This is a genomic window from Streptosporangium saharense (genome assembly GCF_014203715.1).
GTDB lineage: Bacteria > Actinomycetota > Actinomycetes > Streptosporangiales > Streptosporangiaceae > Streptosporangium > Streptosporangium saharense.
The window spans coordinates 1-23,974 of the sequence record NZ_JACHJP010000007.1 but is presented as its reverse complement, the minus strand read 5'-3'; the positions used below and the strand labels follow the sequence as shown (position 1 = coordinate 23,974).

At 69.7% G+C, this 23,974-nt stretch carries 20 protein-coding genes; 8 read left to right on the top strand and 12 right to left on the bottom strand.

The window, feature by feature from the left end; all coding sequences use genetic code 11:
- Positions 1–84: 84 nt before the first annotated feature.
- Together FHS44_RS27550 and FHS44_RS27545 are read left to right on the top strand one after the other, a co-directional pair.
- Complete coding sequence (locus FHS44_RS27550) at positions 85–1,053, top strand: hypothetical protein (protein WP_184719822.1); 969 nt, start codon at positions 85–87, stop codon at positions 1,051–1,053.
- A 62-nt stretch (positions 1,054–1,115) separates the two neighbouring features.
- On the top strand, positions 1,116–1,346 hold the full coding sequence (locus tag FHS44_RS27545) for a DUF2277 domain-containing protein (RefSeq protein WP_184719820.1): 231 nt from the start codon (positions 1,116–1,118) through the stop codon (positions 1,344–1,346).
- An 18-nt stretch (positions 1,347–1,364) separates the two neighbouring features.
- On the opposite strand, the gene FHS44_RS27540 is transcribed toward FHS44_RS27545, so the two are convergent.
- Entirely contained in the window at positions 1,365–3,242 is a 1,878-nt protein-coding gene (locus FHS44_RS27540; protein ID WP_184719818.1) for a CASTOR/POLLUX-related putative ion channel, read from the bottom strand.
- Positions 3,243–3,388: 146 nt separating this feature from the next.
- A complete protein-coding gene (locus tag FHS44_RS27535) occupies positions 3,389–3,763 on the bottom strand; it encodes a hypothetical protein (RefSeq protein ID WP_184719816.1) in 375 nt (124 codons plus the stop codon).
- Between the two features lie 274 nt (positions 3,764–4,037).
- Between FHS44_RS27535 and FHS44_RS27530 the strand changes: the two genes are divergently transcribed.
- Together FHS44_RS27530 and FHS44_RS27525 are read left to right on the top strand one after the other, a co-directional pair.
- Positions 4,038–4,415 carry an STAS domain-containing protein gene (locus tag FHS44_RS27530; protein WP_184719814.1) on the top strand — a complete coding sequence of 126 codons (378 nt, stop codon included), beginning with the start codon at positions 4,038–4,040 and terminating at the stop codon, positions 4,413–4,415.
- Between the two features lie 234 nt (positions 4,416–4,649).
- Positions 4,650–5,738 carry a class I SAM-dependent methyltransferase gene (locus FHS44_RS27525; protein ID WP_184719812.1) on the top strand — a complete coding sequence of 363 codons (1,089 nt, stop codon included), beginning with the start codon at positions 4,650–4,652 and terminating at the stop codon, positions 5,736–5,738.
- A gap of 48 nt (positions 5,739–5,786) precedes the next feature.
- Here FHS44_RS27525 and lpdA read toward each other — a convergent pair whose 3' ends face one another.
- Both lpdA and FHS44_RS27515 read right to left on the bottom strand, forming a co-directional pair.
- Positions 5,787–7,187 carry a dihydrolipoyl dehydrogenase gene (gene lpdA, locus FHS44_RS27520; RefSeq protein WP_184719810.1) on the bottom strand — a complete coding sequence of 467 codons (1,401 nt, stop codon included), beginning with the start codon at positions 7,185–7,187 and terminating at the stop codon, positions 5,787–5,789.
- A 34-nt stretch (positions 7,188–7,221) separates the two neighbouring features.
- Positions 7,222–7,887, bottom strand: coding sequence for a hypothetical protein (locus FHS44_RS27515; protein ID WP_184719808.1), 666 nt, complete (start codon positions 7,885–7,887; stop codon positions 7,222–7,224).
- A gap of 409 nt (positions 7,888–8,296) precedes the next feature.
- Here FHS44_RS27515 and FHS44_RS27510 point away from each other — a divergent pair, with 409 nt between their 5' ends.
- Positions 8,297–9,307, top strand: coding sequence for an amidohydrolase family protein (locus FHS44_RS27510; protein WP_246436157.1), 1,011 nt, complete (start codon positions 8,297–8,299; stop codon positions 9,305–9,307).
- Here FHS44_RS27510 and FHS44_RS27505 read toward each other — a convergent pair.
- From FHS44_RS27505 to FHS44_RS27480, 6 genes are all read right to left on the bottom strand, one after another.
- Positions 9,291–10,547, bottom strand: coding sequence for an NAD(P)/FAD-dependent oxidoreductase (locus tag FHS44_RS27505; protein WP_184719806.1), 1,257 nt, complete (start codon positions 10,545–10,547; stop codon positions 9,291–9,293). The genes FHS44_RS27510 and FHS44_RS27505 overlap by 17 nt on opposite strands.
- A complete protein-coding gene (locus FHS44_RS27500; RefSeq protein WP_184719804.1) occupies positions 10,544–11,926 on the bottom strand; it encodes an NAD(P)/FAD-dependent oxidoreductase in 1,383 nt (460 codons plus the stop codon). Before FHS44_RS27500 ends, FHS44_RS27505 begins: the two co-directional genes overlap by 4 nt.
- Complete coding sequence (locus tag FHS44_RS27495; RefSeq protein WP_184719802.1) at positions 11,923–13,359, bottom strand: FGGY family carbohydrate kinase; 1,437 nt, start codon at positions 13,357–13,359, stop codon at positions 11,923–11,925. The genes FHS44_RS27500 and FHS44_RS27495 overlap by 4 nt, the downstream gene beginning before the upstream one ends.
- A complete protein-coding gene (locus tag FHS44_RS27490) occupies positions 13,356–14,825 on the bottom strand; it encodes an amino acid permease (protein WP_184720447.1) in 1,470 nt (489 codons plus the stop codon). The genes FHS44_RS27495 and FHS44_RS27490 overlap by 4 nt, the downstream gene beginning before the upstream one ends.
- 413 nt (positions 14,826–15,238) lie before the next feature.
- Positions 15,239–16,006, bottom strand: coding sequence for a DeoR/GlpR family DNA-binding transcription regulator (locus tag FHS44_RS27485; RefSeq protein ID WP_184719800.1), 768 nt, complete (start codon positions 16,004–16,006; stop codon positions 15,239–15,241).
- Between the two features lie 195 nt (positions 16,007–16,201).
- Positions 16,202–16,825: a hypothetical protein gene (locus tag FHS44_RS27480; RefSeq protein ID WP_184719798.1), complete on the bottom strand. Its 624-nt coding sequence runs from the start codon at positions 16,823–16,825 to the stop codon at positions 16,202–16,204.
- Positions 16,826–17,393: 568 nt separating this feature from the next.
- Here FHS44_RS27480 and FHS44_RS27475 point away from each other — a divergent pair.
- Genes FHS44_RS27475 through FHS44_RS27465 form a run of 3 tightly spaced genes read left to right on the top strand, consistent with a single transcriptional unit; the run spans position 17,394 to position 22,932 of the window.
- Entirely contained in the window at positions 17,394–18,815 is a 1,422-nt protein-coding gene (locus FHS44_RS27475; RefSeq protein WP_184719796.1) for a protein kinase family protein, read from the top strand.
- Positions 18,812–21,766, top strand: coding sequence for a DEAD/DEAH box helicase (locus FHS44_RS27470; RefSeq protein WP_184719794.1), 2,955 nt, complete (start codon positions 18,812–18,814; stop codon positions 21,764–21,766). Before FHS44_RS27475 ends, FHS44_RS27470 begins: the two co-directional genes overlap by 4 nt.
- Positions 21,766–22,932 carry a hypothetical protein gene (locus FHS44_RS27465; protein WP_184719792.1) on the top strand — a complete coding sequence of 389 codons (1,167 nt, stop codon included), beginning with the start codon at positions 21,766–21,768 and terminating at the stop codon, positions 22,930–22,932. The genes FHS44_RS27470 and FHS44_RS27465 overlap by 1 nt, the downstream gene beginning before the upstream one ends.
- A gap of 12 nt (positions 22,933–22,944) precedes the next feature.
- Here FHS44_RS27465 and FHS44_RS27460 read toward each other — a convergent pair whose 3' ends face one another.
- The gene (locus tag FHS44_RS27460; RefSeq protein WP_184719790.1) at positions 22,945–23,238 is read right to left on the bottom strand and encodes a hypothetical protein; all 294 of its coding nucleotides are present in this window, start codon (positions 23,236–23,238) and stop codon (positions 22,945–22,947) included.
- A gap of 23 nt (positions 23,239–23,261) precedes the next feature.
- Complete coding sequence (locus FHS44_RS27455) at positions 23,262–23,672, bottom strand: ATP-binding protein (RefSeq protein WP_184719788.1); 411 nt, start codon at positions 23,670–23,672, stop codon at positions 23,262–23,264.
- Between the last annotated feature and the right edge of the window lie 302 nt (positions 23,673–23,974).

The following is a 23,974-nucleotide window of genomic DNA, read 5'->3' as shown; positions in this document are numbered from 1 at the left end:
GTGTCATTCCTGTACGGCGGTGCGCCAACCCGTCGCCGGAGACGGCCGCGCAGGCCACCGGGGCCCAGCCGAGGGAGGCCGCACGTGAGAATCGAGGGTTCCGCGGTGCTCACCGCCACACCGGGGGAGGCGATGAGCGACGAGGCGATCGACCACGTCCTGCACGCCCTGACCGGGGCGGCGGACCGGATCGCGGCCGAGTACGCGGCCGCCGTACAGCTCAGGCAGGTCCTGTACGAGAGCGACGGGCGCAGCGCGCGGCTGCGCGCCGCGGAGACGTGGTCCCCACCCGGTCTCAGGATCGACCCGCTGGAGTCGCTGGGCGCCCGGCAGACGCTCCTCGCGGAGGAGACGGCGGAGAAGCTGGAGGACGCGGTGGCCGTCTTCGCCGCGTGGTACGCCGACGTGGCCGCGTGCGCCGTGGTCGCCCAACTGGTCGGGGCGCGGCTGACCCCCGTCCGCGTCGCGGCGGCCGACCCCTACACCCACATGGACGAGCACCAGCTTGCCCTGCTCCCGGCCATCCCCGAGGCGGACCGTGAGCTCGCCGAACTGGCCGTGTGGATGGACGAGAGCCTGGCCGACGCACGGCTCGGCGACCGCGGCCTGACACCGGTCGGCGGCCGTGACTTCGCCGCCGAGATCGGCATGACCGTCCGGCGTAGCCCCGACGGCAGGTCCGTGCTCGTCCAGGACGGGTGGACGGAGGCGCGGCGGCGACGTCTGTGGGGGCGGATGTGGCTCGACCACCAGATGCCCCTCCTGCCGCCGACGGGCGAGCTGGTCCGCGCCCTGAACGAGGCGGGAGCCGAGCCGGGCACGGTCGAGACGATCGGGCAGGCCTCCCGCGCCGTGGACGCGGCCCTCGGCGCCAAGATCCGCGCCCACGACCTGAACACCCGGATGGAGGAACTTCCGGACGACATCCCCGCACTCGACGCCGAGGCCGTGCTCCTGTGGAGGCAGGCCGACGAGCTTCCCCACCTGCTCATCGCCTACGCCCGCGCCCTGACCGACCACCTTCCCCGGCTGCGCCTGCTCCGGCGCGGCTGAACACCCACGGCCTCCTGGCGCGTCACCCGGTTTTGTCGGTGGGGTGGAATATGGTCCCTGGCATGTGCCGGAGCATCAAGACTCTTCGGGAGCCCTACGCCAGTGACGTGACCGACGAGGACGTGCGGGCCGCCGCGCTGCAGTACGTCCGCAAGGTCTCCGGGTTCCGGTCCCCGTCCGCCCGCAACGCCGAGGCCTTCGACAGGGCGGTGGACGCCGTCGCCGTCGCGACGCGGGCTCTCCTGGACGACCTCCAGCTGGGACGCCTTCCCCGGGAGCACCCCCGGGCGTGAGCCCCGCCGTACGGGGACTCAGGTGATCTCGTGGTTCAGCCTTCTCCGGGGCTCGGCGGCCGGGCGGAGGCCGTCCTTCCTGGGGTCGCGTCCCGAGAGCACGATCACGGCGTCGTCGGACTCGAAGACGACCTTCCTGCTCTTGGGCGGGTTCAGGACGACGCCGCCGTCGCCGCGTGCCGTACGGTCCCCTCGGTAACCGATCGCGACCTCGCCGTAGGCGCGGGCGGCGGCGACCACGGTGGCGTAGTCGACCGGGGCCGACAGCCGCACGTAGTCACCCGCGGGCCTGATGGAGATCTCCTGGCCCCCCGAGGCGAACAGGTCGGTGAACACGTCGTGGCGCCGGGGGTGCTCGGCGATCTGGATCATCAGCAGGCCCGTCACCCTGGCGGGGACGACCAGGTCGTCCACCTCGGTGACCTCGGCCAGCCGCCGGTCGCACTCCCTGGCCATCTCCGTCACCAGACTGTGCCGCCAGCCGTTGCTCCTGCTCATCTCCCTGACGTGCAGGAGGGTCAGGAGCGTGCGCGAGTCGGCGACGTGCGCGCCGAGCCGGTCGTCGGCCAGGATCAGGACGTGGTCGTAGGACCCGACGCCCAGCGCGTCGAGCGTGCCATACCGGGTGATGTCGCCCGTCTCGTGGGCGAGGGTCACGTTGGTGAGAGTGCCCGCCAGGGCGTCCATCCTGGAGGTCATCCGGGGATCGTGCGCGACGACCCGCACCTGCGACCCCGGTGGCATGCGGCGGTCGAACTCGGCCACGATCGCGGGACCGCGGGCGTTCCAGCCGAGGACCAGGACACGGTGGGCCACGGGGGTGTGCTCACCGGAGGCGACGACAGCGCGCCTGTCGGGCTCGGACGAGGCGCGGAACTGCTTGGCGCCGCCATGGGCCATGATCAGGACAAGCCGGTCGTCCGCGTCGATCCGGGTCCCCGCGGAGGGGTTGAGCATGATCCCGCCCCGGCGCTCCAGACCGATGAGGGAGCCGTTCTCCAGGGCCGGCAGGGCGTCGCCGAAGCTCTCTCCGACGAGGTCACCGGGCTGCCGGAAGCAGATCTCACTGCCTCCAGAGCCGAGCAGCTCACCGTAGACCCGCAACAGGCCCGGGTTCAGGCAGCTCTGGACCACGACCCGGGCGGAGATCTCGTCGACGTCGACGACCAGGGCCCCGCTCCCGCCCGCCAGACGGGCGGCGACCAGGTTGTCCGGGTCACGGACCCCCGCGACCAACTGGACCCTCGGCCGCACCCCGGCGGCGTCGAGCGCGAGCAGGCTCCTGATGGTCCTGGCGTCGGAGTCGGCGTCCTCGGAGCCGAGCACGATGACCGCCCGCGCGCGCTCCGGGCTGACGATCGCCACGTCGGCGGGATCCGTCGGGTTGCCCGTACGGCACACGACGCGCAGGGCGCGGGGCAGAACGGCCCTGTCCCTGATGGCCTCCTCCATGGAGGGCCTGTCCATGTCGGCGAGGATCGCCACGCAGGTCGTCTCACCTGCGGCGGCCAGCTCGGAAAGGATCAGGAAGATCTGCTCCGACCAGCCGAGCACCACGGTGTGGCCACGCTCGACCACCGGAGAACGGCCCTTGCGCAGCCCGGCCAGTCTGCGGTCGAGTCCCGTCTTGACGAGGCCGACGAGCGTGCTGAAGATCACGATCCCGGTCAGGGCGACCACCGGGGTGCTGCCGGGAAGCGGCGGCGGGCCCTCCTCCCGGGCCACCGTCAACCCCGACCAGAGCGCGAGGGGCAGGTCGGCGGCGCCCGGAGCCAGGACGACGAGGGCCGTCGCCCCGACGACCGAGATGGCGAGCGCCACAAGGACGAGCAGGGCCAGCAGGGCCCGGCTTCCCCGGGTGACGAGGTTGTCGAAGCGGTAGCGCAGACGCCTCACGACGAACCCTCCGTTGTCTGACGTTAAGTTACTTGGCAGACACCGAAAGTGATTATGGCTTGTCGTCGGCGGAGGTGGAAGGTGGCGGGGAGCCTGGGGCTCCCGCCGGCCCGTCCGCGCCTCGGAACGGACCGGTGGGAGCGTGGTCAGCCGACGTTGGCGCAGATCGCGTAGACGCTGATGCCGACGTCGTTGTAGCCGTCCTGGCGGCCGATGCCGTACCAGCCGCTGCCGTCTTCGGTCGGGAAGGAGCCGACCAGGATCGCACGGTTGCCCTGGGCCTCCGCGCCGCCGCCGATGGCCCGCTTGCCCGCGGGGCACCTGACCACGCGGCGGGTGAAGTTGGGCACGTTGGCGTTGGGCAGCTTGACGATCTGGTAGCCGCTGAAGTCGGCGGCCATGGAGGAAGCCGCCGTGGTGGAGGCCGTGGTGGCTGAGGCCGGGAGGGTGGTCACGGTCGCGAGGCCCGCGCAGCCGACGACGGCGGCGAGGGTGGCGGTCGTGAGGGTGGTGAGTCGCATGCTCTCTCCTGTTACGGATGGTGCTGTTGCGGTCACGAGCAGTAAACAAGTCGCTACGTGCGGTGTCCAGCCTGGGTTTTGTGGCTCCGAGGGCACTTGTGTCGCCTTCTCGCACGCCGCACCGGCTATCCGGTCATGCCGGGCGTGTGGGGCGCGCCGGGGCGTTCCTGGGGCGTTACGCACATGTCTCCCGCCGGCCGTCCGGCTGTGCGAAGGTGGGGGTATACCGTGTGATCAGGCCGGTCCGCGTCACCGGTGAGGGGAGAGGGTGGGTGTGAGCAGGCAGCTGGTCGTCCACGTCACCCACCACGAGGAGACGGACTGCGCCGTGCTCACCGTCGAGGGCGACATCGACAGGACGTCGAGCCCGCTGCTGCGGGAGGCCATCCGGGGGCTGATCGAGGAGAGCCGTCCCAGGATCGTCCTCGACGCGGGAGGCATCACCTTCTGCGACTCCAACGGCCTGCGCACCCTCCTCGGCGGGATGACCATGACCTTCGACGCGGGCGGCTGGATGCGCCTGGCGGGAGTGCGGGGGCCCTTCGAACGGCTTCTGCGGATGACCGACCTCTACAGCTTCTTCGCCATCGACTCCGACGTGGTCGGCTCGCTGCGGCGCGCCTCGGGGGGAAGCGTCCCCGGCCGGGAGTGAGAGGCCGCCCCCGAGGGGTTGACGGGGCGGGCGCGAGCCGTACTATGACGTAGGGTAATCGGCGACTGACGCTTTGTGGTCAGGTGTGGGCGCTTCCGGCCGCCCACGGTGTTTCGCCGGTCTCCGGGCAGGAGACCGGTCGGTCGCGGGTCGTCGAGAGCTCGAAGAACGCTCAACCAGGTGTCTCCCGGTCATGCCTGGTCGCCTGTCCCCCCTCAGCCGATGGAGAGCGGCATGCGTCGGTCACGAAAGGTCATCACGTCGATCCTCTGCGTCCTCGCCGTGCTCACGGGCGACCTCACCATCCCCGCGGCGGACGCGGGAACGGCCGTCCCCAACCGCTGGGGGTTCGCCCTCGTCAACACGCAGAACGGCGTCCCCACCCTCGCCCGCCAGGCGGGAAGCTGGACACCGGGCCCGGTCGTCACGGTCCTCACCCCGGACGGAGGGCCGACCTACGTCAGGTTCCCCGGGCTGGCGACGACGGGTGGCGTCGTGCACGTCACGGCCGTCTCTCCCCGCCCCGAGTGGTGCCAGGCCCTGTGGTGGGGTCCCTCCGGCGCCGACCTGCTCGTGACCGTGCGGTGCCACCGGTACGGCGGCGCCCCGGTGACGGTTCCGTTCACCGTCCTGTTCGAGCAGAGCACGGGCAGGCTGCCCGCGCCGAAGGCCTTCGGCTACGTCCACCACGACGGCACGGCGGTCGTCTCGCGGTTCAACTCCTCGGGCGGCGCGAACACCGTCACCGCGGGGCCAACGGGCACCTGGGACGTCTTCCTGCCCGGTCTTGGCTCGGCGCGCCGGGCGGGTGGCGCGCAGGTGACCGCGGTCGATCCCGTACGGCCCGCACGCTGCAAGATCGCCGCCTGGACGTCCACGGCGGCGGGGCAGAACATCAGGGTGCGTTGTCACGACGCGACGGCCACCCCGGTCGGCACCGGCTGGACGCTCACCTACCAGCGTGAGCGGGCGATCACCGGGACGGCGCTCCCTTCGAGGAGGTTCGCCTACACCTTCGACAACCTCCCGGCCGACGCCGGGCCGTACTCCCCGTCGCCCGCCAGGGTCAACCACAACTCCCGCAGTGCCGTCAACACCCTGCGCTCCGGCGGAGCGGGGTTGCGCCTGGTGACGTTCCCGCAGGTCGGAGGGCTTCTCGACCATGTGCAGGTCACCGCGTACGGCCCCGGCCCCGAATACTGCAACCTTCTGACACCGTGGAACACCGGCGCGCTCGCGGTGACCGTCCGGAATGTGGCCTGCTACAACGGCCTCGCCCGGACGGCCCAGGCTTTCCTGGTCACCTACGCCTCCGCCGGATAGGGCCCTGTCCCCGGTGTCCTTTCTTCCCCCGAGGACACCGGGGACGGGTCACAAATTGATCATGTGGCCGGCCAGGCCGTGGATCGCCTCCTTGACCGCCTCGCCGAGCGTGGGGTGGGCGTGCACGTTGCGGGCGATCTCGGTGACGGTCAGGTCCCACTTCTGGGCCAGCGTCAGCTCGGGCAGCAGCTCGGTGACCTCGGGGCCGATCAGGTGGGCGCCGATCAGCTCGCCGTGCTCGCCGTCGCTGACGACCTTCACGAAGCCGACCGCGTCCCCGAGGCCGTGGGCCTTGCCGTTGGCGGTGAAGGGGAACTTCGCCACCCGGACGTCGTAGCCGAGGTCGCGCGCCTGGGCCTCGGTGTAGCCGAAGCTGGCGATCTGGGGCTGGCAGTACGTCGCCCTGGGGATCATGACGTAGTCGAGTTCCATCGTCTCGGCGTCCGCGATGGTCTCGGCCGCGATGATCCCCATGGACTCGGCCGTGTGCGCGAGCATCAGCTTGGCGGTCACGTCGCCGATGGCGAAGATGTGCGGCACGTTCGTCCGGCAGTGCCCGTCAACGGCGATGGCGCCCCTGTCGGTCAGGGCGACCCCGGTGCGTTCGAGGCCGTAGCCCTCGACGCGGGGCGCGAAGCCGATCGCCTGCAGCACCCTGTCGGCCTCCAGGACCTGCTGCCGCCCGTCGCGCGAGACCGTCACCCGCACCTTGTCGCCGGACTCGTCGATGGACTCCACGCGGGTCGAGGTCAGCACCTCGACACCGAGCTTCCGGTAGTGGCGTGCCAGCTCGGCGGAGACCTCCTCGTCCTCAAGCGGGACGAGCCGGTCGAGGAACTCGACGATCGTCACCTTGACGCCGTAGTTCTGCAGGACGTAGGCGAACTCGACGCCGATGGCGCCCGCACCGGCGATGATCACGCTGCCGGGCAGTTCCTCGCTGAGGATCTGCTCCTCGTAGGTGACCACCCGGTCGGTGACGGACGTCCCCGGCAGCAGCCTCGTGGTCGCGCCCGCCGCGATGACGCAGTTGTCGAACGTCACCGTCTGCTCGCCGCCGTCGGCACCGGTCACCCGCAGCGTGTTCGCGTCGGTGAACTCGCCCCGGCCCTCGTACTCGGTGATGCCGTTCTTCTTCATCAGGTAGTGCACGCCCTTGACGTGCCTGTCGGCGACCCTGCGGCTGCGCCTGAACGCCTCGCCGTAGTCGAAGGTGACCGTGCCCTCGACCCGGATGCCGAAGGTCTTGGCCTCGTGGTTGAACAGGTGGGCGAGCTCCGCGTTGCGCAGCAGCGCCTTCGACGGGATACACCCGACGTTGAGGCACACCCCTCCCCAGTAACGCTCTTCGACGATCGCCGTGCTCAGGCCCAGCTGCGCGGCGCGGATCGCGGCCACGTATCCTCCGGGGCCCGCGCCGAGGACCACGACGTCATAGTGAGTGCTCATGGGTCGGACACTATTGAACGGCGGGCCGTCACGCTCACAGGGGGTGCTGTTCCCGCGCGGTCAGGGGGGCAGGTCGCCATCCCCGCCGGAGCCCGCGGGCAGGCTCGCGCACGGGTTCGCGTTCCAGGCGGTGTTCGATCTCGTCGTGCGTCGGCCGGTAGGCCGCCGCGGCGGCCAGGGCCACGGACCGGAAGCGCCCTCGTGCCTGCCGTAACTCGGCGGCGATCCTGCGGCGCCCACCGGGCAGCAGCCGTACGGGACATCGTCTCGCCCGCTCGTGCGCGGCGCGCAGTGCCGCGCCCGCCTCGCGCAGCGCGGTCACGTACTCGACCGCGGCCTGCCGCCACCGCCTGACCTCCTCGCCGGTGCACGGGACCAGGCGCCCGGTGCCGTGGTAGTGCAGCGTGTAGAGGGGCGTCATGCCGGGCGGCATGGGAACGCTCTGCAGGCCGCAGCGGCTCACGCCGACCCGGCCCCTGACGGGGGCGGGCGGCTGCGCCTCGGCCCTGTTCTTCAGGCCGACGTCGTAGAAGTAGGGGTAGACGGCGTTGTCGCGGCGGCTGCGGCGCAGGCGGCGGGTGCGGGCCGCCTTGGTACGGAGATCCGCGACCACCCCGGGCAGCGACGTGCCCTCGACGAGGCTCACCATGCTCACAAGAGCGACGAACAGACCGAGCACGAGCAGAATGGTCTGGAGCATCGGAGCTTCCCCCCGGCGTCCGCGGACTCGCGAACGCTTCGATGACTGGCTTTCCGGACAGTCACTTACTCGTCAGATTTATGTGCTCGCACTATGGTCGGCGTTTAATTCGGTGCATCCCACGCTTTCCCCCGGCCATTATGCTTTTCCGGATTGTAGTCCCCTTATCCCTTCATTACACAAGGACGTCCTTGTTCGCGTGCGATGTCGTTGATTCAGGGGAAGCGGCCTTCTGACCAGGGTTCCTCGGTTCTTGTGTGATCGTGGACATCATGGTGAGGGGGTGACGGCCGTGGAAGAGACGATCCCGTTGGTGGATCACCATGTGCATGGGGCGTTGGCCACGGGGGTTTCGCGACGGGAGTTCGAGGGGCTGATCACCGAGTCCGATCGGCCGGTTCCTTCGTGGATGACGCAGTTCGACTCCCAGGTCGGGTTCGCCATCCTGCGGCACTGCGCGCCCGTCCTCGGTCTCGAACCGCACACCGACCCGGAGACCTACCTCGCCCGCCGTACCGAACTGGGCGTCGAGGAGGTCAACCGGCGGCTGCTGACCGCGAGCGGGGTTGAGCACTTCCTGGTCGAGACCGGTTACCGGGGTGAGGAGCTTCTCGACCCGGCCGGGATGTCCGCCGCCTCGGGGAAGCCCGCCGACGAGATCGTCCGGCTGGAGGCGGTCGCCGAACAGGTCGTGGCCGAGGGGACCGACGCTGCCGGTTTCTCCGCCCGGTTCGAGGCGGCGCTGTGGGAGCGCAGCCGTACGGCCCGGGGGCTGAAGTCGGTTGTCGCCTACCGGTACGGCCTCGACGTGGACCCGGAGCCGCCGACGGCGGAGGAGGTGACGGCCGCCGCGGGCAGGTGGCTGCGGACGGGGCGGAGCCGTGTCGAGGATCCGGTGCTGCTGCGGCACCTGATCTGGAAGGGCGTCGAGCGTGGGCTGCCGCTGCAGTTCCACACCGGCTTCGGCGACCCCGACGTGGACCTGCGGCGTTCCGATCCACTGCTGCTGCGCGGTCTCATCGAGCGGGTCGAGCCGAGTGGCGTTCCGGTGATGTTGCTGCACTGCTATCCGTTTCATCGCAACGCCGGATTTCTCGCCCAGGTGTATCCGAACGTCCACTTCGACGTGGGGCTCGGAGTGAACCACACCGGGGCGCGTAGCGCGGCCATCGTCGCGGAGAGCCTGGAGCTCGCCCCGTTCTCGAAGATCCTCTTCTCCTCCGACGCCTGGGGGCCCGCCGAACTGCACCACCTGGGCGCCCTGCTGTGGCGGCGCGCGATGATCCGGGTCCTGTCGGGTTTCGTCGCGGAGGGGGAGTGGAGCAGGGCGCAGGCCGTACGGGTGGCCGCGATGGTCGGCGCGGAGAACGCCCGCCGCGTCTACCGGCTGGAGAAACCGCGGGTCACGGCTCGGCGCTGATCGTCACCGGGCCGCCCAGGGGATCGACCGTGGACAACATGTCCGTCGGGACGCGGAACACCCGGCCGGGGGCCACGGGCCACCACACGCGCCTGCGCGCCACGACCCGGCCCCCCTGCCGCAGCACCACGTGCGGGAGGCGGATGTAGCGCTCCCCCCACAGCAGCAGGCGGCGCCGGGCGGGCACCGGGTCACCGGGACGCAGGATCTCCGGCGCGACCCACACGAAGGGCTCCCCGGCGAGCAGCCGTACCCCCTCGCCGACCGGCCACGACCCGCCGTCCAGCCAGGCCGTGACGGAACGCGCCACGTGGGCGCCGTCGATCGCCGCGACGTCCGCGGTGTCCACCGGGTGGAGCAGGTTGCCCACGGCGAAGACGCCCGGCCGGTCCGTGCGCAGCGCGCTGTCGACCAGCGGTCCCCGGGTGCCGGGGTCGATGGCGATCCCCGCGGTGCGCGCGAGCTCGTGGTCGGGGATCCAGTCGCCGGTCAGGATGAGCGTGTCGCACTCGACGATCCGCCGGTGCCCCGTGTCGAGGTCCTCGATCTCGACCGCGCGCAGGCACGGCCTGCCGATGATGCGGCTCACCCGGGTGCGGGTGGCGACCTTCGTCCCGAACAGCACCTTTCCTGGGCCGCTGAACAGGGCGTAGGAGTCCGGCCTCGGATACTCGGTGGTCATCAGGACCGTACGGCAGCCCGCCTCCCGCAGCGTCAGCGCCGCCGACCAGCTGACCAGCTCGGCGCCCACGACGACGGCCCGCTCACCCACCTTGCCGTGTTTGAGGTGGACGAGGTTCTGCAGGTGCCCGGTCGTGTAGACGCCACGGGGCCGGTCCCCGGGGATGAGCCGGGCGGGACGGGGACGTTCCCTGGCGCCGGTGGCCAGCACGACCGCCCCGGCCTCGACGAGGAGACGGCCCTGCGGGGTGGTCACCTCGATCGCGCGTTCTCCGGCCCAGCCGGTCACGGTGGCGTTCGTACGGATCGTCGCCCCGGCCTCCCGGGCCTGCCGGACGAGCCTGCGGGCGTAGGAGGGGCCGTCCATGAAACGCCCCATGTCCCTGACGCCGTAGCCAGGGTGGTCGCTGTGCCTGGGGATGCCGCCCGCCGTACTCTCCCGGTCGAGGACCAGGACCTCGCCGACCCTGGGGGCCAGCTCACGCGCGGCGCTCAGCCCGGACGGGCCCGCGCCGACGACGACCACGGCCGGGGTGAGGGTGGTGACGGTCTCGCTCATCGGTCGGCCTCCAGCAGGTTCGCGATCTCGGCGCCGCAGAAGAACCCCTGGCAGCGGCCGTTCATCGCTCTCGTACGGCGCCGCAGCCCCTCAAGACCGGCGGGCGGGATCGGCGAGTGGAGGGCGTCGCGGATCTCTCCCTCGGTCACCCGCTCGCAGAAGCAGACGACCTTGCCGTAGGCGGGGTCGGCGGCGATCCGTTCCGCGTCCTGGTAGGGACGGAGGAACGCCTCCCCGAGGTTGGGCATCCGGGGTGGTTCGGGCAGATCGTCCCTCGGCACGAGCGGCAGCCCGGCCTTGCCCGCCAGGTCGGTGACGTGCCGGGCGATGGCCATGCCCGCGGTGAGACCGGTCGAGCGGATGCCCCCGACGAGGACATAGCGCCGCTCCGCGTCGGCCTCGATCAGGTAGTCCTGATGGTCGGTGGCCGCGCGCAGCCCCGCGTAGGCCGCGGTGACCTCCTCCTCAAGCAGCTCCGGCATGATCCTGTGCCCCTTCTCCAGCAGGAACTCAAGACCCTGCTCGGAGGTCCCGGTGTCGGTCCGGTCGATGAGATCCTCCGCGGTCGGCCCGAGCAGGACGTTGCCGTAGACGGTCGGGCTGACCAGCACGCCCTTGCCGCGTGAGGACGGCACCGGCAGGATGATCCGGTTCGCCAGCGGGCGGGCGAGCTTGTCGTAGACCAGCAGTTCGCCTCGGCGCGGTGTGACGGTGAACCGGTCATGGCCGAACAGCCGGTCGACGACGTCGGCGCCGAGCCCGGCCGCGTTGACGACCCAGCGGGCGGTGACGTCCCCCTCCGAGGTGCGCAGAATCGTCGCGGTCTCGTGCTCCTCGACGGGTTTTTCGACGGACAGGACCCGGTGGTTGAGCAGCAGCGTCACCCCGCGCAGGACCGCCTCGGTGGCCAGCGCCAGGTTGGTGGTCCAGGTGCAGACGATGGACTCGTCGGGCACGGTCAGGCCGCCGAGCGCCCCCTCGCCCAGGTGGGGCGCCAGCCGGTAGACCTCCTCCGCGCCGACGATCTCCGTCCTGTCGTAGCCGTTGAGTTCGGCCTTCTCCTTCAGCCCCGGCAGCGCGTCGAGCTCCTCGGTGGTCCAGGCGACCAGCAGGGCTCCGGTGCGTTCGACCGGGATGCCCGTGCGGTCCGCGTAGCCGTACAGGAGGTGATAGCCCTCGCGCACCAGGCGGGATTCGAGGGTGCCGGGTTTCGCGTCGAAGCCGGTGTGCAGGATCGCGGTGTTCGCCTTGCTGGTGTCGTCGCCGACGTCGTCGCGCGCTTCGAGCAGCGCGACGCTCAGCTCGTACCCCGCCAGCTCCCTGGCGATGGCCGAGCCGACGATGCCCGCCCCGATCACCGCCACGTCGAACGTGCTCACCGTTCCCCCTCCTGCCCCTGTCTTGTCATGGTCTGTACGGCTTCACGCCAGCGGGCACGGAACTCGGCGGCCCGCTCCTCCGGCCATCGCGGCTCGTAGGTCGTGGCCGGTTTCCAGCCGCCGACTGCCTCCCGCAGCGGCAGCGCGGGATCGAGCGCGGCGCGGGCCAGCGCGGCGGCCCCCAGCGGGGTGGCGTGCTCCGACGGATAGACCTCGATCGTGACCTGCGTCAGGTCGGCGACGGCCTGCATGAGCACCCGGCTGCGGGTGAGCCCGCCGTCCACCCTGAGCGTGCTCAACGGCCGCCCGAGGTCGGTGGCGACGAGGTCGCCCAGCTCGGCGACCTGTGCCGCGATGCCCTGCAGTACGGCCAGCACCAGGTGCCCCCGCCCGGTGGCGAGCGTCATGCCGGTGAACGCGGCCCTGGCGTCAGGCCGCCACCACGGGGCGGCGAGCCCGGCGAACGCGGGCACGCACAGCACCCCCTCGCCGTCGTCGGCCGCGACGACGTCGAGGTCCGCGGCGGAGTCGATCATGCCGAGGTCCCGCAGCCACCGTACGGCGGAGGCCGCCGTGTAGACCTGTCCGTCGAGGCAGTGGGACGTCTCCCCCCTGACCCGCCAGGCGACAGAGGCGGCCAGGCCCGCCGCCGAGCGCGTGGCCGAGGTGCCGGTGTTGGCCAGCAGGAACGCGCCGGTGCCGAAGGTGCACTTCGCCTCGCCCGCGGTGAGGCAGTTCTCGGCGAGCAACGCCGCCTGCTGGTCGACGACAAGCCCGCACACCGGCAGGTCCCCGCCGAACGCCGAGGTCGAGCCGACCACCTCGTCGTTCGCGACCAGCCGTGGCAGACGCTCTCCGGCGAGCCCGAACAGGTCGAGCAGTTCGTCGTCCCACTCCGCGTCGTCGAGCCGGGTGACCAGCGACCTGCTCGCCGTCGAGACGTCGGTGACGAACTCCCCGGTCAGCCGGTGCACGAGCCACGCGTCCGAGGTCGTGATCACACCCTCCCTGGTCACGTTCTCCCGCAACCAGGCCATCTTCGGCGCCGAGAAGTACGGGTCAAGGACCAGCCCGGTGACCCGCGCGATCCGGTCGGCGTGCTCGCGCAGCCGTACACAGACCTCCTCGGAACGGCGGTCCTGCCACACGATCGCGGGGGAGAGCGGCTCACCCGTGTCGGGGTTCCAGGCCAGGACGGTCTCTCCCTGGTTGGCCAGCGCGACGGCGTCGATCGGGGCTCCGGCCTGGGCCACGGCCTGCCGTCCCGCCGCGAGGACCGAGTCGAGCAGTTCCTGCGGATTCTGCTCGACGCCGCCCGGCAGGTAGGCGGGCCGCACGGGGTGCTCGGCCAGGCCGAGCACCTTCCCCTCGCCGTCGGTGACGACCGCTTTGGTGCCCGAGGTGCCCTGGTCTATCGCGAGTACGGTCGTCATCGCCGCTCCTGGGTTCCCTGGGCTGCGTTGTGTCCGGAGGCGGCGTCGGCGTCGAGTTCGGCGTCGATGGAGCGCATCTCCGGCATGGCCAGGCCACGCGACCCACCCCGGGTGACGAGCAGGTAGGCCAGGTAGGCGGCGCCGATCACCAGCATGATCAACACGTAGGTCCACGGGTCGGCGAACGAGGAGTCGCGGAACAGCGACAGCTCGAACACCAGCCAGACCACCGCCACCGCGATCACCGGGATCTCCCACCGGCCCAGGTCGAAGCCCCTGCTGGGCGGCAGCACCCGGCGCTTGGCCACGTACAGGGCGACGGTCGCGGCGTAGATGATCGCGGGCAGCAGCGTCGCCGCGGCGAACAGCCCGAACAGCGCGTCGGTCCTGGTCGAGAAGATCGCCAGGATCAGCTCGCCGATGACGCACATGAGAATGGTCGCGTTCAGCGGCGTGCCGAACCTCGGCGAGACCTTCCGCCAGGCCTGCCAGCCGGGGAAGCGCTCGTCACGGGACATCGCCCAGACCAGGCGCACCCCGCTCATCAGGATCACCATGCCGCAGGCGAAGATCGCGATGACCACCAGCACGAGCAGGGCCGTACCCACGACGGGGCCGAGAGTCCGGGTGATCACGTCCGCGATCGGCGTCGCCGACTTCGCCAGCTCGACCGGATCCCCGGCGAGCAGGGTGACGGCGACGAGGAACAGGAAGCCCAGCACACCGGAGGCGAGGACCGCCTGCCACATGGCGCGCGGGACGACCCGGGCCGGGTCCTTGGTCTCCTCGGCCAGGTTGGCCGCCGACTCGAAGCCGACGATCGTGAACGCCCCGAGCAGGAAGCCCAGCATCCACGGCCCCGCCGAGGTGAACGTGCCGAAGGACAGGTAGCCCTCAGAAGGGATGGCCCCGGTGCTGAAGAGGTTCGCGAAGTTCGCCTCCTTGGCGACGAACCCCACCCCGAGCAGCAGCAGGACCAGGGCGACCATGCCCACGAGCTCGGCGGAGACGGCGAAGTTGTTGACCCGTTCCGTCCACTTCGTGGAGAGCCCGACCAGGAACGCCTGGGCGAGGATGACCACCCCGGTGATCACCCACGCGTTCAGCGCCGTCCCCTGGTAATTCAACAGCACCGGCAGCACGGTCGAGGCGATGGTGTAGTCGACCGCGACCACCACGATCGCCAGGAACGTGAACGAGATCCAGCCGATGATCCAGCCGAGGACGGGATTGGCCAGCCGGGAGGTCCACTGGTAGGAGTAACCGGTCACCGGGATGCGCGCGGCCAGGGAGCCGAAGATGAACGCGACAGCGAGCTGCCCGACGATCACGATGGGCCAGGTCCAGATGCCCGCGGGACCCGAACTGTTCAGCACGGAGCCGTAGGTGGTGAAGATTCCCGTGGCGATCGAGACAAAGGCAAAGGCGACCGCGAACGACGCGAACCGCCCGGTACCCCGCTTCATCGCCTGCTTGTAACCGAACTCCTCAACCCCTGCCGTGGCCTGGTCCTGGGGCGTGTGGGCGTGGGGTGTGTGGACCTGGGACGTGCGGCCCTGGGTCGTGTGGGCCCGGGGTGTGCGGTCCGGGGGTTCGTGGGCCGGGGGCTCGTTTGGTGAATACTGGGGCATGGGTCCCAACTCCTGTGTTTCCTGTCAGATGGTGCATCGGCTGGGGATCCGAGCCGGGTGGCGTTGCCGCGCCGCCCGGCTCCTCGCTGTTTCAGTCGTCTCGCCGGTTTCGTGGCTTTGTTGTACGGCCCGGCGGCTCGTGTTCTCCGTAGCTTTGTGGCCTTCGCCGTGAGATCTCAGCTCCTGGGCTTCTGCCGTACGGCCTGAGTGCCTGGGGTTTTGTCTTTTGGCTGCTTCGCGGTCAGGTGTCAAGGAAGGACAATCACCCCGCCTCCGCGGGTGACGGCGTCTCGGATGCTCGGTGGTGGTTCGGTCTCCGTGACAAGTCCGGCGAACTCATCGATTCCCGCGACGCGGTGACGGGCGATCCTGCCGAACTTGCTCGAATCGGCCAGTACGTAGGAGCGGGCGGCGTTGCCGTGGATCGTCCGGCGTACGGCGATCTCGTCCAGGTAGTAGTCGGTCAGCCCGGCACCGGCGTCCACACCCCCCGAGCCGAGGAAGGCGACGTCCGGGTTCAGGTCGGCGAAGAAGGCCTGCGTCAGCGAGTTCGACAGCGCGAGGTCGCCGCTCCTGAGCCTGCCCCCGGAGACGAGGAGCTCGACGCCGGGACGTTCGGAGAGCTCGGCGGCGACCAGGAGGGAACACGTGGCCACGGTTCCGGCGAAGTCGAGCGGCAGGGCACGGGCGACCTCGACGGCGGTGGTCCCCACGTCGATCACGATCGTCTGGCCGGGCCGTACGAGCGCCGCGGCGGCCCGGCCGATGTGCCGCTTGGCCTCGGCGGCGGTCCCGGTCCGCTCGGTGAAGGGCGCCTCCTCCCCCGAGGAGCGCGCAGACGCGACCGTCGCGCCGCCGTGCACCCGCGTCAGCCTCCCCTGACGCTCCAGCAGGACAAGGTCACGGCGGATCGTCTCCACGGACACCCCGAGCTCGCGCGCCAACTCCTCCGTGCTGACGACGCGGGAGGCCCGCAGCGCCTCCCCGATCCGCGAGTGCCGCTCAGCGGGCAACATGCGTGCCCGCTTCTGTGGATTTCTGTGCCTCCATGACGGGAAGTATGGTTCGCTGTGGTTTGCCGGTCAATGGAGAAGATTGCAACGAAAGAACTTTTTGTCCAAATCTTCACCAATACCGGGTGGTTTCGTGGCGGTGGAGATGCCTTCCGGTGCGCTGGTACGGCGAGCCTCCCCCGAGGCGTCGCGTCGTCCTCAGGCGGGCTGTTTCCCCCACACGATGATGTCGACCGGGACCCCTTCCTCTCCCGCCTGCTGCGCGATCCTCACGAAGGCCACGTTGTCGACGTTCGTCCACATGCAGAAGGCCGTCCCCGGAGCCGCGTGACCGAAGACGTGTCCGGCGGGCAAGCCCGTCTTCAGGGCCTCCTCGCACTGGGCCCGGGAGGGCGCCTTCGGTGTCGACCACGAGGCGGAGACGAGAGCCGGGCCGACCATGATCCCGCGGCCGGGCCGCTTCTCGTACAGCAGGTCCTCCCAGCTGGGATCCGGAGGGGTGTGGTCCAGATCGAGACCGCTCCCGGTCAACATCCGGGTGCCCTGGTACTGCGCGGTCTGGTCCTTCGGGATCGCGGACGGCGCCACCGAGGAGATCGGGCTCCCGCTCGCGGAAGGGCTCTGCGCGGAGGGGCTGGTCACTCCGCCCCCACCGGACTGCGGCCCGAGCAGCACCGTCGCGACCCCGATGGCCGCGGCGACGATCGTTCCGCCCGCGCCGATCAACGCCGCCGTGACGGCCGTCTTATGGCTGGCGTTCCCGCCGTCCGCGGCCGCCTGGCCCTTGGATTCGTCGTTCTTGGATTCGGTGCCGTCCGCCACGGTCGGAAGTCCTTTCCAAACCTGAGCCGTCTGTCGTCCACGGTCGGCGAACCTCCACCGGTGCCGCAGGACCGACCGGATCGAGGAACAGGGATTGAGGCGACTCTAATGCGACGAAAGGCAGACGTCATTAAGGATTCCATGGTGAGAGAAACCCTGTCCGTCGTGTCAGGCTTTTTCGTGATTTATGGAGATTTTTCGCCTTTATGGGCCGCTCCGTGTGTGGAGAGGCAGTGTTCGGGCCGACGGTGTCTCCTCGACTCCCCTGTCTGGCGTCAGGTTGCCGTCACCCGGCACTCGAACGGCCGTCAGGGGTGACATCGGTCGCTGTCTGTTTCCTGGTGCTGTCGGGCCGAAAGGGGTGTTCACCCCTGAGGTTTTTGATCACGCGCTGACGTGATGGTGGGGCAATTTGGTCTGGTGAATTTTGGATGTGTCTGCTTGATGGCATTATCAGGTGCTGAACCATGAGATAGAGCGGTTCAGTGGTGCGAAAAGGATGTACGCGGTGTGACGGGAGGCCGGTGAAGGGAATTTCGGGTGGGATAAAAGATGGGTTTTTGGTGTGATGGATTCCGGATTCGGGATCGGTGAGCCGCCCATCAACTTTCTTGCGCATCACCAGCGGGCGGGGGAGGCGGGGGCGCGGGAGGACTTCGAGCAGATGCTCGGCCAACTCGTCTCCGCCGTCACCGGCCACCAGGCGATCCTGGTCCATGCCAACCCCGGCGACTGGGGCATCGATGTGCTGGTGGGGGACCTGAACGGCAGCGTGGTGATCTGGCAGGCCAAGTATTTCGTCAAGGGGTTCGGGGAGTCCCAGAAGAAGCAGGTGCGCGAGTCCTTCGAATCGGCCTGGAAGTATGCCGGGCAGGAAGGTCACGTCATCACCAAATGGGTGTTGTGCGTGCCGTGCAGCATGGATCCCCCAACGACCCGGTGGTGGCAGGACTGGAGCAAGCGGAAGCATGCTGAGACCGGCGTCGAGATCGAGCTGTGGGACGAGACGGGGCTACGTCGTCGCCTCGGCCTGCCCGAGGCCGCTGCTGTCAGACGCGCCTACTACGAGCCCTACCGGCACGTTGAGACCGCCGACCCACCCGTCATACCGCTCACGATCTCCACGTCCTCGGACCTCGCCTGGCGTGGGGGAGAGGAAGCGTGTTTTGGGGCCGACTGCTATCTCCTCCACGACGACGTCGTCGAGGTCTTCAGCTCCGACCGGTCATGGGTGTGGCGGGAGGCGACGGCCGATCGCGTGGAACCCTCTCCCGCCCGCGTACGGCTGCGCCACGTCGCCGCCCTGCGTGACACCTCCGCCGCGACCGATGCCCGCCGGGCCCTGGTCGGCCAGGCCACCCTGCTCTCGGACATCGCCGGGGCGCGTCGCCTTCCTCGACCGCTCGGCGTTCACATGGGCGCGAAGGCCGTCACCGTCGCCTCGACGCTGCCTTCAGGGCCGGTCTGGCGCGAGGTGTTCGGCCCGGGGCCGGGGCCACTCGACCGCCTCACGGCCGCGGCCGTTCTGGCAGCCGCGGTACGACTGTCGGAGTCGCTGGGCGAACTCCACCGGCTTGGCCACAGCCACCGCGCCCTGAGCCCGGACGCGATCGTCATGACCGGCCGGAGCCGCGACCCGGTGCTTCGGGACGCCGGACTGGCGGCATTGCCGCCCCGGCCGAGGGAGGGAAGCGATGGATACCGCGCGCCCGAACAGGAACGTCTCGGCCCGCACACACCGCCTCCCGGTGCGCACACCGACCTCTACCAGCTCGCGGCCCTTGTCCACCACACCCTGACCGGACATCCGCCCGTTCCTGGCGCGTCCCTTCCCGTGCGGGCCACCGTGGAGGGATTTCCCCCCGCCGTGGACGACCTGCTGTCATACGCCCTCGCCCTCGACCCACGGCGTCGTCCCCGAGGGATGGCCGCCTTCGCGGCGGCGCTCTCGCGGGGACGGCGGGAACTCTCTCGGGGAGGGGTTTCATGACGTCGGTGCCGGTGTTCCTGCCCGGTCCTGTGGCGGTGGTCCCGTCGGAGAAGGTGTACGCCCGGCTGGCGCCGCACACGAATCCCCTCCGGCTCATCGAGGAGATGGGACGGCTGGCCTGGGCGGGCGCGCTGCCCGCCCGGATCGAGGACGATCCGGGCCGCCTTGTCGTCTACACCGACACGCACGTCGCCTGGCTCTTCGTGACGCAGCGGGGAGACGCCTACCGTCTTGGGAGCGCCTCCCTTCGTGGTTTCAGGGACGAGGAACGGCTGCTGCGCGGTGCCCTGCTGCTGCAGTCCGCGTCGGGTTGGTTTGGCTTCCACCAACTGCGTGACATCCCTCCGGGAAGGATGTCGGCGCACTGGCCGCTGCTGCGGCACGCCTGGCAGAACGTGAACCGTACCGAGGAACGGCGACCGCTGCTGCCGCCGCATCACGACGCCTACCTGGATCTGATGACGCGGGTCATCGACGCGGGACGGGACATCGAGGACGCCCGCCAGCAAGACGCGCCTCCCATCCACTACCGGAGAAAGGAGAGCACCCGCGAGGAGCGGTACTCCGCCCGAGGTGTCTACGCCTTCCGCCTGCTCCGCCCCGCACCACTGACGGTCGGATCCATGGTCTACCTCGCGGACCAGCCCGACCTGCGGGGCAGGGTGAGAAGGATCAATGGAACGGAAGTGGTCGTCCGTTTCGAAACGGCGGTCGACTACGGACGCATCCCCGCCCAGGGATCCTTCATGGTCGCCTCAAGCGATCGCGTGTTCCGGGCGCAGTCGGACGCCGTGGAGACCCTGCGGCGAACCGGAGCGGTCAATCCCGGGCTACTCACCCAACTCGTCGACCGCAGGCTCACGCCGTACAGGACCGATCCGGGTCACCGGCCCAGAGGTGCTCTCGACCCGGACAGTCAGCTCTCGGCCTTCCAGCGGGCGCTCGCCGTACCCGACCTGCTGCTCATCCTGGGGCCGCCGGGCACGGGAAAGACACGGACGATCACTGAGATCGCGGTGGCGTGCACCGCGCGTCAGGAACGCGTGCTCGTCACCTCACACACCAACCGGGCTGTCGACAACGTTCTCGAACAGCTTCCCGAGGACCTCTTCGTGGTCAGGGTCGGCAACGAGGACACCGTCACCGGCCGCGCACGCGGCCTCATGGTGGAGAAGCACTTTCTCGCCATGCGGGAGCGGATCCTGGCCGCCACGGAGGGTACGGCCTCGCGCCTGGCCGTGTTCGGGGACAAGGAGGACGTGGCCGGTCGCTGGCTGGCCCATCTCGGGGACGCCCTGACCGAGATCCGTACGGCCGAGCGTGAGGAGCACGGTCACACGGTCGCCTTCGACGAGGTCGTCCGGAGACTGGCTCCCGCCCTGGCAGAGCGGATCACCGCCGCGGGAAGCCGGATGACCTCGGCACACGCCACCGTGGAACGGCTGACCGCCCGGGCACGGGGATGGGAACGGAGACACACGGCCGCCCGGGACCGGTCGAACTCGGGGATCCTCGCATTCCTCCACCGGTGGCTGGCCGGCGTGTGGCAGGGCAGGTTGGAGGTGGTCCTGCGGGAGCTCGCCTCGGTCCGTGAGGAACTGGCACAGGCTGAAACGGCTCTCGACGCCGAACGTGCCGAGGCGGAGAGGGAGTGCGGCGCCCATCCGGAGGCGTCCCGCGTGCTCGCCGTGAGAGACGCCGCCCGGCGGCGTTGCGAGAAGGCGACGGCTGACGCGTCCGGCGCCGTGCGGATGATACGGACGATGATCGAGACCGTCGTGCCGTCGCCGTACGAGCCGATGACGGACCGGGAGCAGTTGACGGACCCCGCGGTGTACGACCGGCTGGCACGGACCCTGGCGCTGTTTCGCGCTCGGGCGGGCATCCTGGCCGAGTGGCGCTCCGGGATCGGCGACGTCGAACTGGACCTGCAGCGAGAGCTCGTCCGCTACGCCGACGTGGTGGCCGCCACCTGCATCGGAACCGCGACCGCCAAACTTCTCGCCGATCTGGAGTTCGACCTGGTCATCGTCGATGAGGCGGGACAGATCTCCACCCCCAACCTGCTCGTCCCGCTGGTACGGGGCAGGAGGACCGTCCTGGTGGGCGACCACCAGCAACTGCCGCCCTATCTCGACGAGGAGGTCCGCGCGTGGGGCGACGGCCTGGCCAGGGAGGGTACGCTGCCGCCCGCCGCCGCGCGTGAGGTCGGTGAACTGCTCAGCCGCAGTGCGTTCGAGAGGCTCTACGGGGAGGTCCCGCCGGAGCATCGGGTGATGCTGACCATGCAGCGCCGTATGCCCAGGGAGATCGGGGAGTTCGTCTCCGCCGCCTTCTACGACGGAGTGCTGCGCACCGACCATCCCGGATGGACGGGCGACCCTGTCTTCACCAGCCCGTTCGCCATGGTCGACACCTCCGACAGACCGGTGGACGAGCGATGCGAGGAACCTGATGGCCGTGGGTCGGACGGTAACCGGCGCGGCTATGTCAACGCGCTGGAGGCCGACCTTGTCGTACGGCTCGTCACTGAATACACCCGGTACTACCAGGACTGGGCGGTGATCGTTCCCTACCGTGCCCAGGCGGAACGCATCCGCGCGGGGCTGGCTCGCACCCTCGGCGACAGCACCGAGGTGGCCGACAACGTCGGCACGGTCGACTCCTTCCAGGGAGGCGAACGCGATCTCATCGTCTACGCCTTCACCCGCAGCAACACGCATGGCGACGTGGGCTTCCTCAAGGAGCTGAGGAGGCTGAACGTCGCGGTCTCCCGGGCCAAGAGGCAGTTGGTACTGGTGGGAGACGTCGCGACCCTCTCGGCGGCCAGGGACGAGGGCTTCCGGCGGCTCATGCGTCAAATGCTTGACCATCTGCGCCGTGTCGGCGATCTGCGCCCCTCCGCCGAGGTCGCTGAGCGTCTCGGCCGGCTCGATGACGGGGAGGTGTGATGGCGCCCGTCATCTATCCCGCCCGCCGTGCGGTGGAGCACGCCGTCGCCCTTCCCGGGGTCAGACCCGTCCGGCTCTTTCCCGTCCTGTGGCCCTTCTGGCAGGTCGAGATCACCGCGAACGTCTATGAGGAACAGGCGTACGAGGTCATCGACCGCTTCCTGGTCCGTGCCGTCGTGGAAGGGGGCGTCGACGACCGTGACGAGCTGATCCGCTTCTTCGGCCTCGAACCCCCGCTGGTGGATCGCTGTCTCGCCTTCCTCAGCGTGATCGGGCATCTCACGGTTGAGCGCGGCAGGGTCAGGATGACCGACCTGGGCCTGAGATCCGTACGGGCGGGGGTGCGGTACGAGCCGAAGGAGAGCAGGCAGAAACTGCTGATCGAACGCTTCACCGGCAGACCGCTGCCGCGCGGCCACTACCAGACGTCCCCCGGCGTGCTGCCCAGCCCTGAGGTTCCCGACGAGCTGCTGACCGACCGCACGCGGTTCCTCTCGCTGTTCACGCCAGTGGCGTTCCAGCCGCAGATGATCAACGATCTCGCCGCCCGATCCGACAGGACCGAGTACAACCTGCCCGGTCAGCTGAGGGAGATCAGGGGGATCGCGGCGCAGGACGCCTACATGCCCGCCTATCTGATAGAGACCGACAACCGTTCCCTGCTCGCCTACACCGCCGCCGTCACCGGGCGTGATCCCTTCCTTGAGGCCGTCTGCCGTGATGTCCCGGCGATCCACATGAAGATCGAAGCGGAACGGCGCGAGAACCCCCGTGACCTGTGGACAGCCTGGCTTGCCTCAAGTCAGCTCGGCCCCGGTCAGCCTCGGCAACTGCCGAACGGGGTCTGGCGGGTCACTTTGAGGCCCACCGCCTTCAGCGGGCCTCCCAAGCTGCCGTTGAGCCGCCTCGGCTCCTTCCAACTGCGCAAGCACCACTTCATCCAGCTCTGGTGCGACGATGCCGAACTGCGTGGTCGTGCCACCTCGGAGAGGGCTCTCAGCATGACGCGTCTGCGCGAAGTGCGGACCCGGGCAGACCTCGCCGAGCGGATCGACGGCGTGGCCGCCCAGCTTGAGGTCACCCCGCCGAGCTTCGCCCAACTGCGTGACCACGCCCGCCGTGAGCGCCTGCACGACCGTCTGGCCAGCCTTGAGGCACTGGAGTGAGCTTCACGGGCGTTATCGGATCAGGCCGAACAGGAGGGCGTTCCACATGGCGTCCGCCTCGACGGTTGGCCAGCGGTCGCTCTCCTCGATCATCGGCCCGCCCGCCGTACGTCTCGTCCGGCGGATGAAGCGCAGACCGTCCGCCTGGCACAGTTCGAAGAAGACCGACCCGCAGTCGCACGTCCATCGGACGGTCCTGGCCTTCTCCCACTCCGCTGGAGCGTTCCAGGTCAGGATTTCGCAGTGGGAACGTGGGGAGGCGACATGGGGGCTTATGCAGCGGGGTGGGTAGTCCCACCGGGTCATCGGCTCACCCTTCGTCAACTTCGTCAGTCCGTCGGCTTCGTCAGCCGGAACCAGACCACTCGGCCCGCCGGGATCTCGTGCCACCCCCAGGTTGAGGCGATCTCCTGGAGGAGCCACAGGCCGCGTCCGCCGCCGCTGTCGGTGCTCATCCCCGAGCGGAGACGGGGCTGGCGGTCGGCTGATCCGGCGTCGGTCACATCAACATGGATCGTTCCATCATGGACGGCGACGGACACCGTCACCTGCTCGCCGGGACGGCCTGAGCGGGAGTGCCGCACCGCGTTGGTGACCAGTTCGGTGACGAGAAGAAGGGCGTCGTCGTTGTCCGTGTGGCCGACGGAGACCAGCAGGTTGCGGACATGGCGTCGCGCGAGGGGGATGGAGGAGACCTCCCCCGGGAGAACGACCTGTCCGAGCATCCCCAGTGTCTTCATGGTGTGATCCCCTTCCCGATCTTCCGGAAGGCAGTCCGAATGTGATCGACAACCTGGGGTTCCTGGTTGTGGTGCCCGTGGTTGTTTCGTCGGAACGAAGATCTCTATTTGGGCATGGCGCTCGGCGAGGAGGAAGGGGGAACGGGGCGAAAACAGGGGGAGCCGACTGACAGAAGGAGTGCCGGTCCTGAACTCAGGTTCACCGTGCTGACAGCGTGTTTGAGAGCTGATCGTGAAGCCGTCCTGCAGCCGGGTAGGACCCCAGACATGACACGACAACCCTTTCTACCCTTCTGATCTCA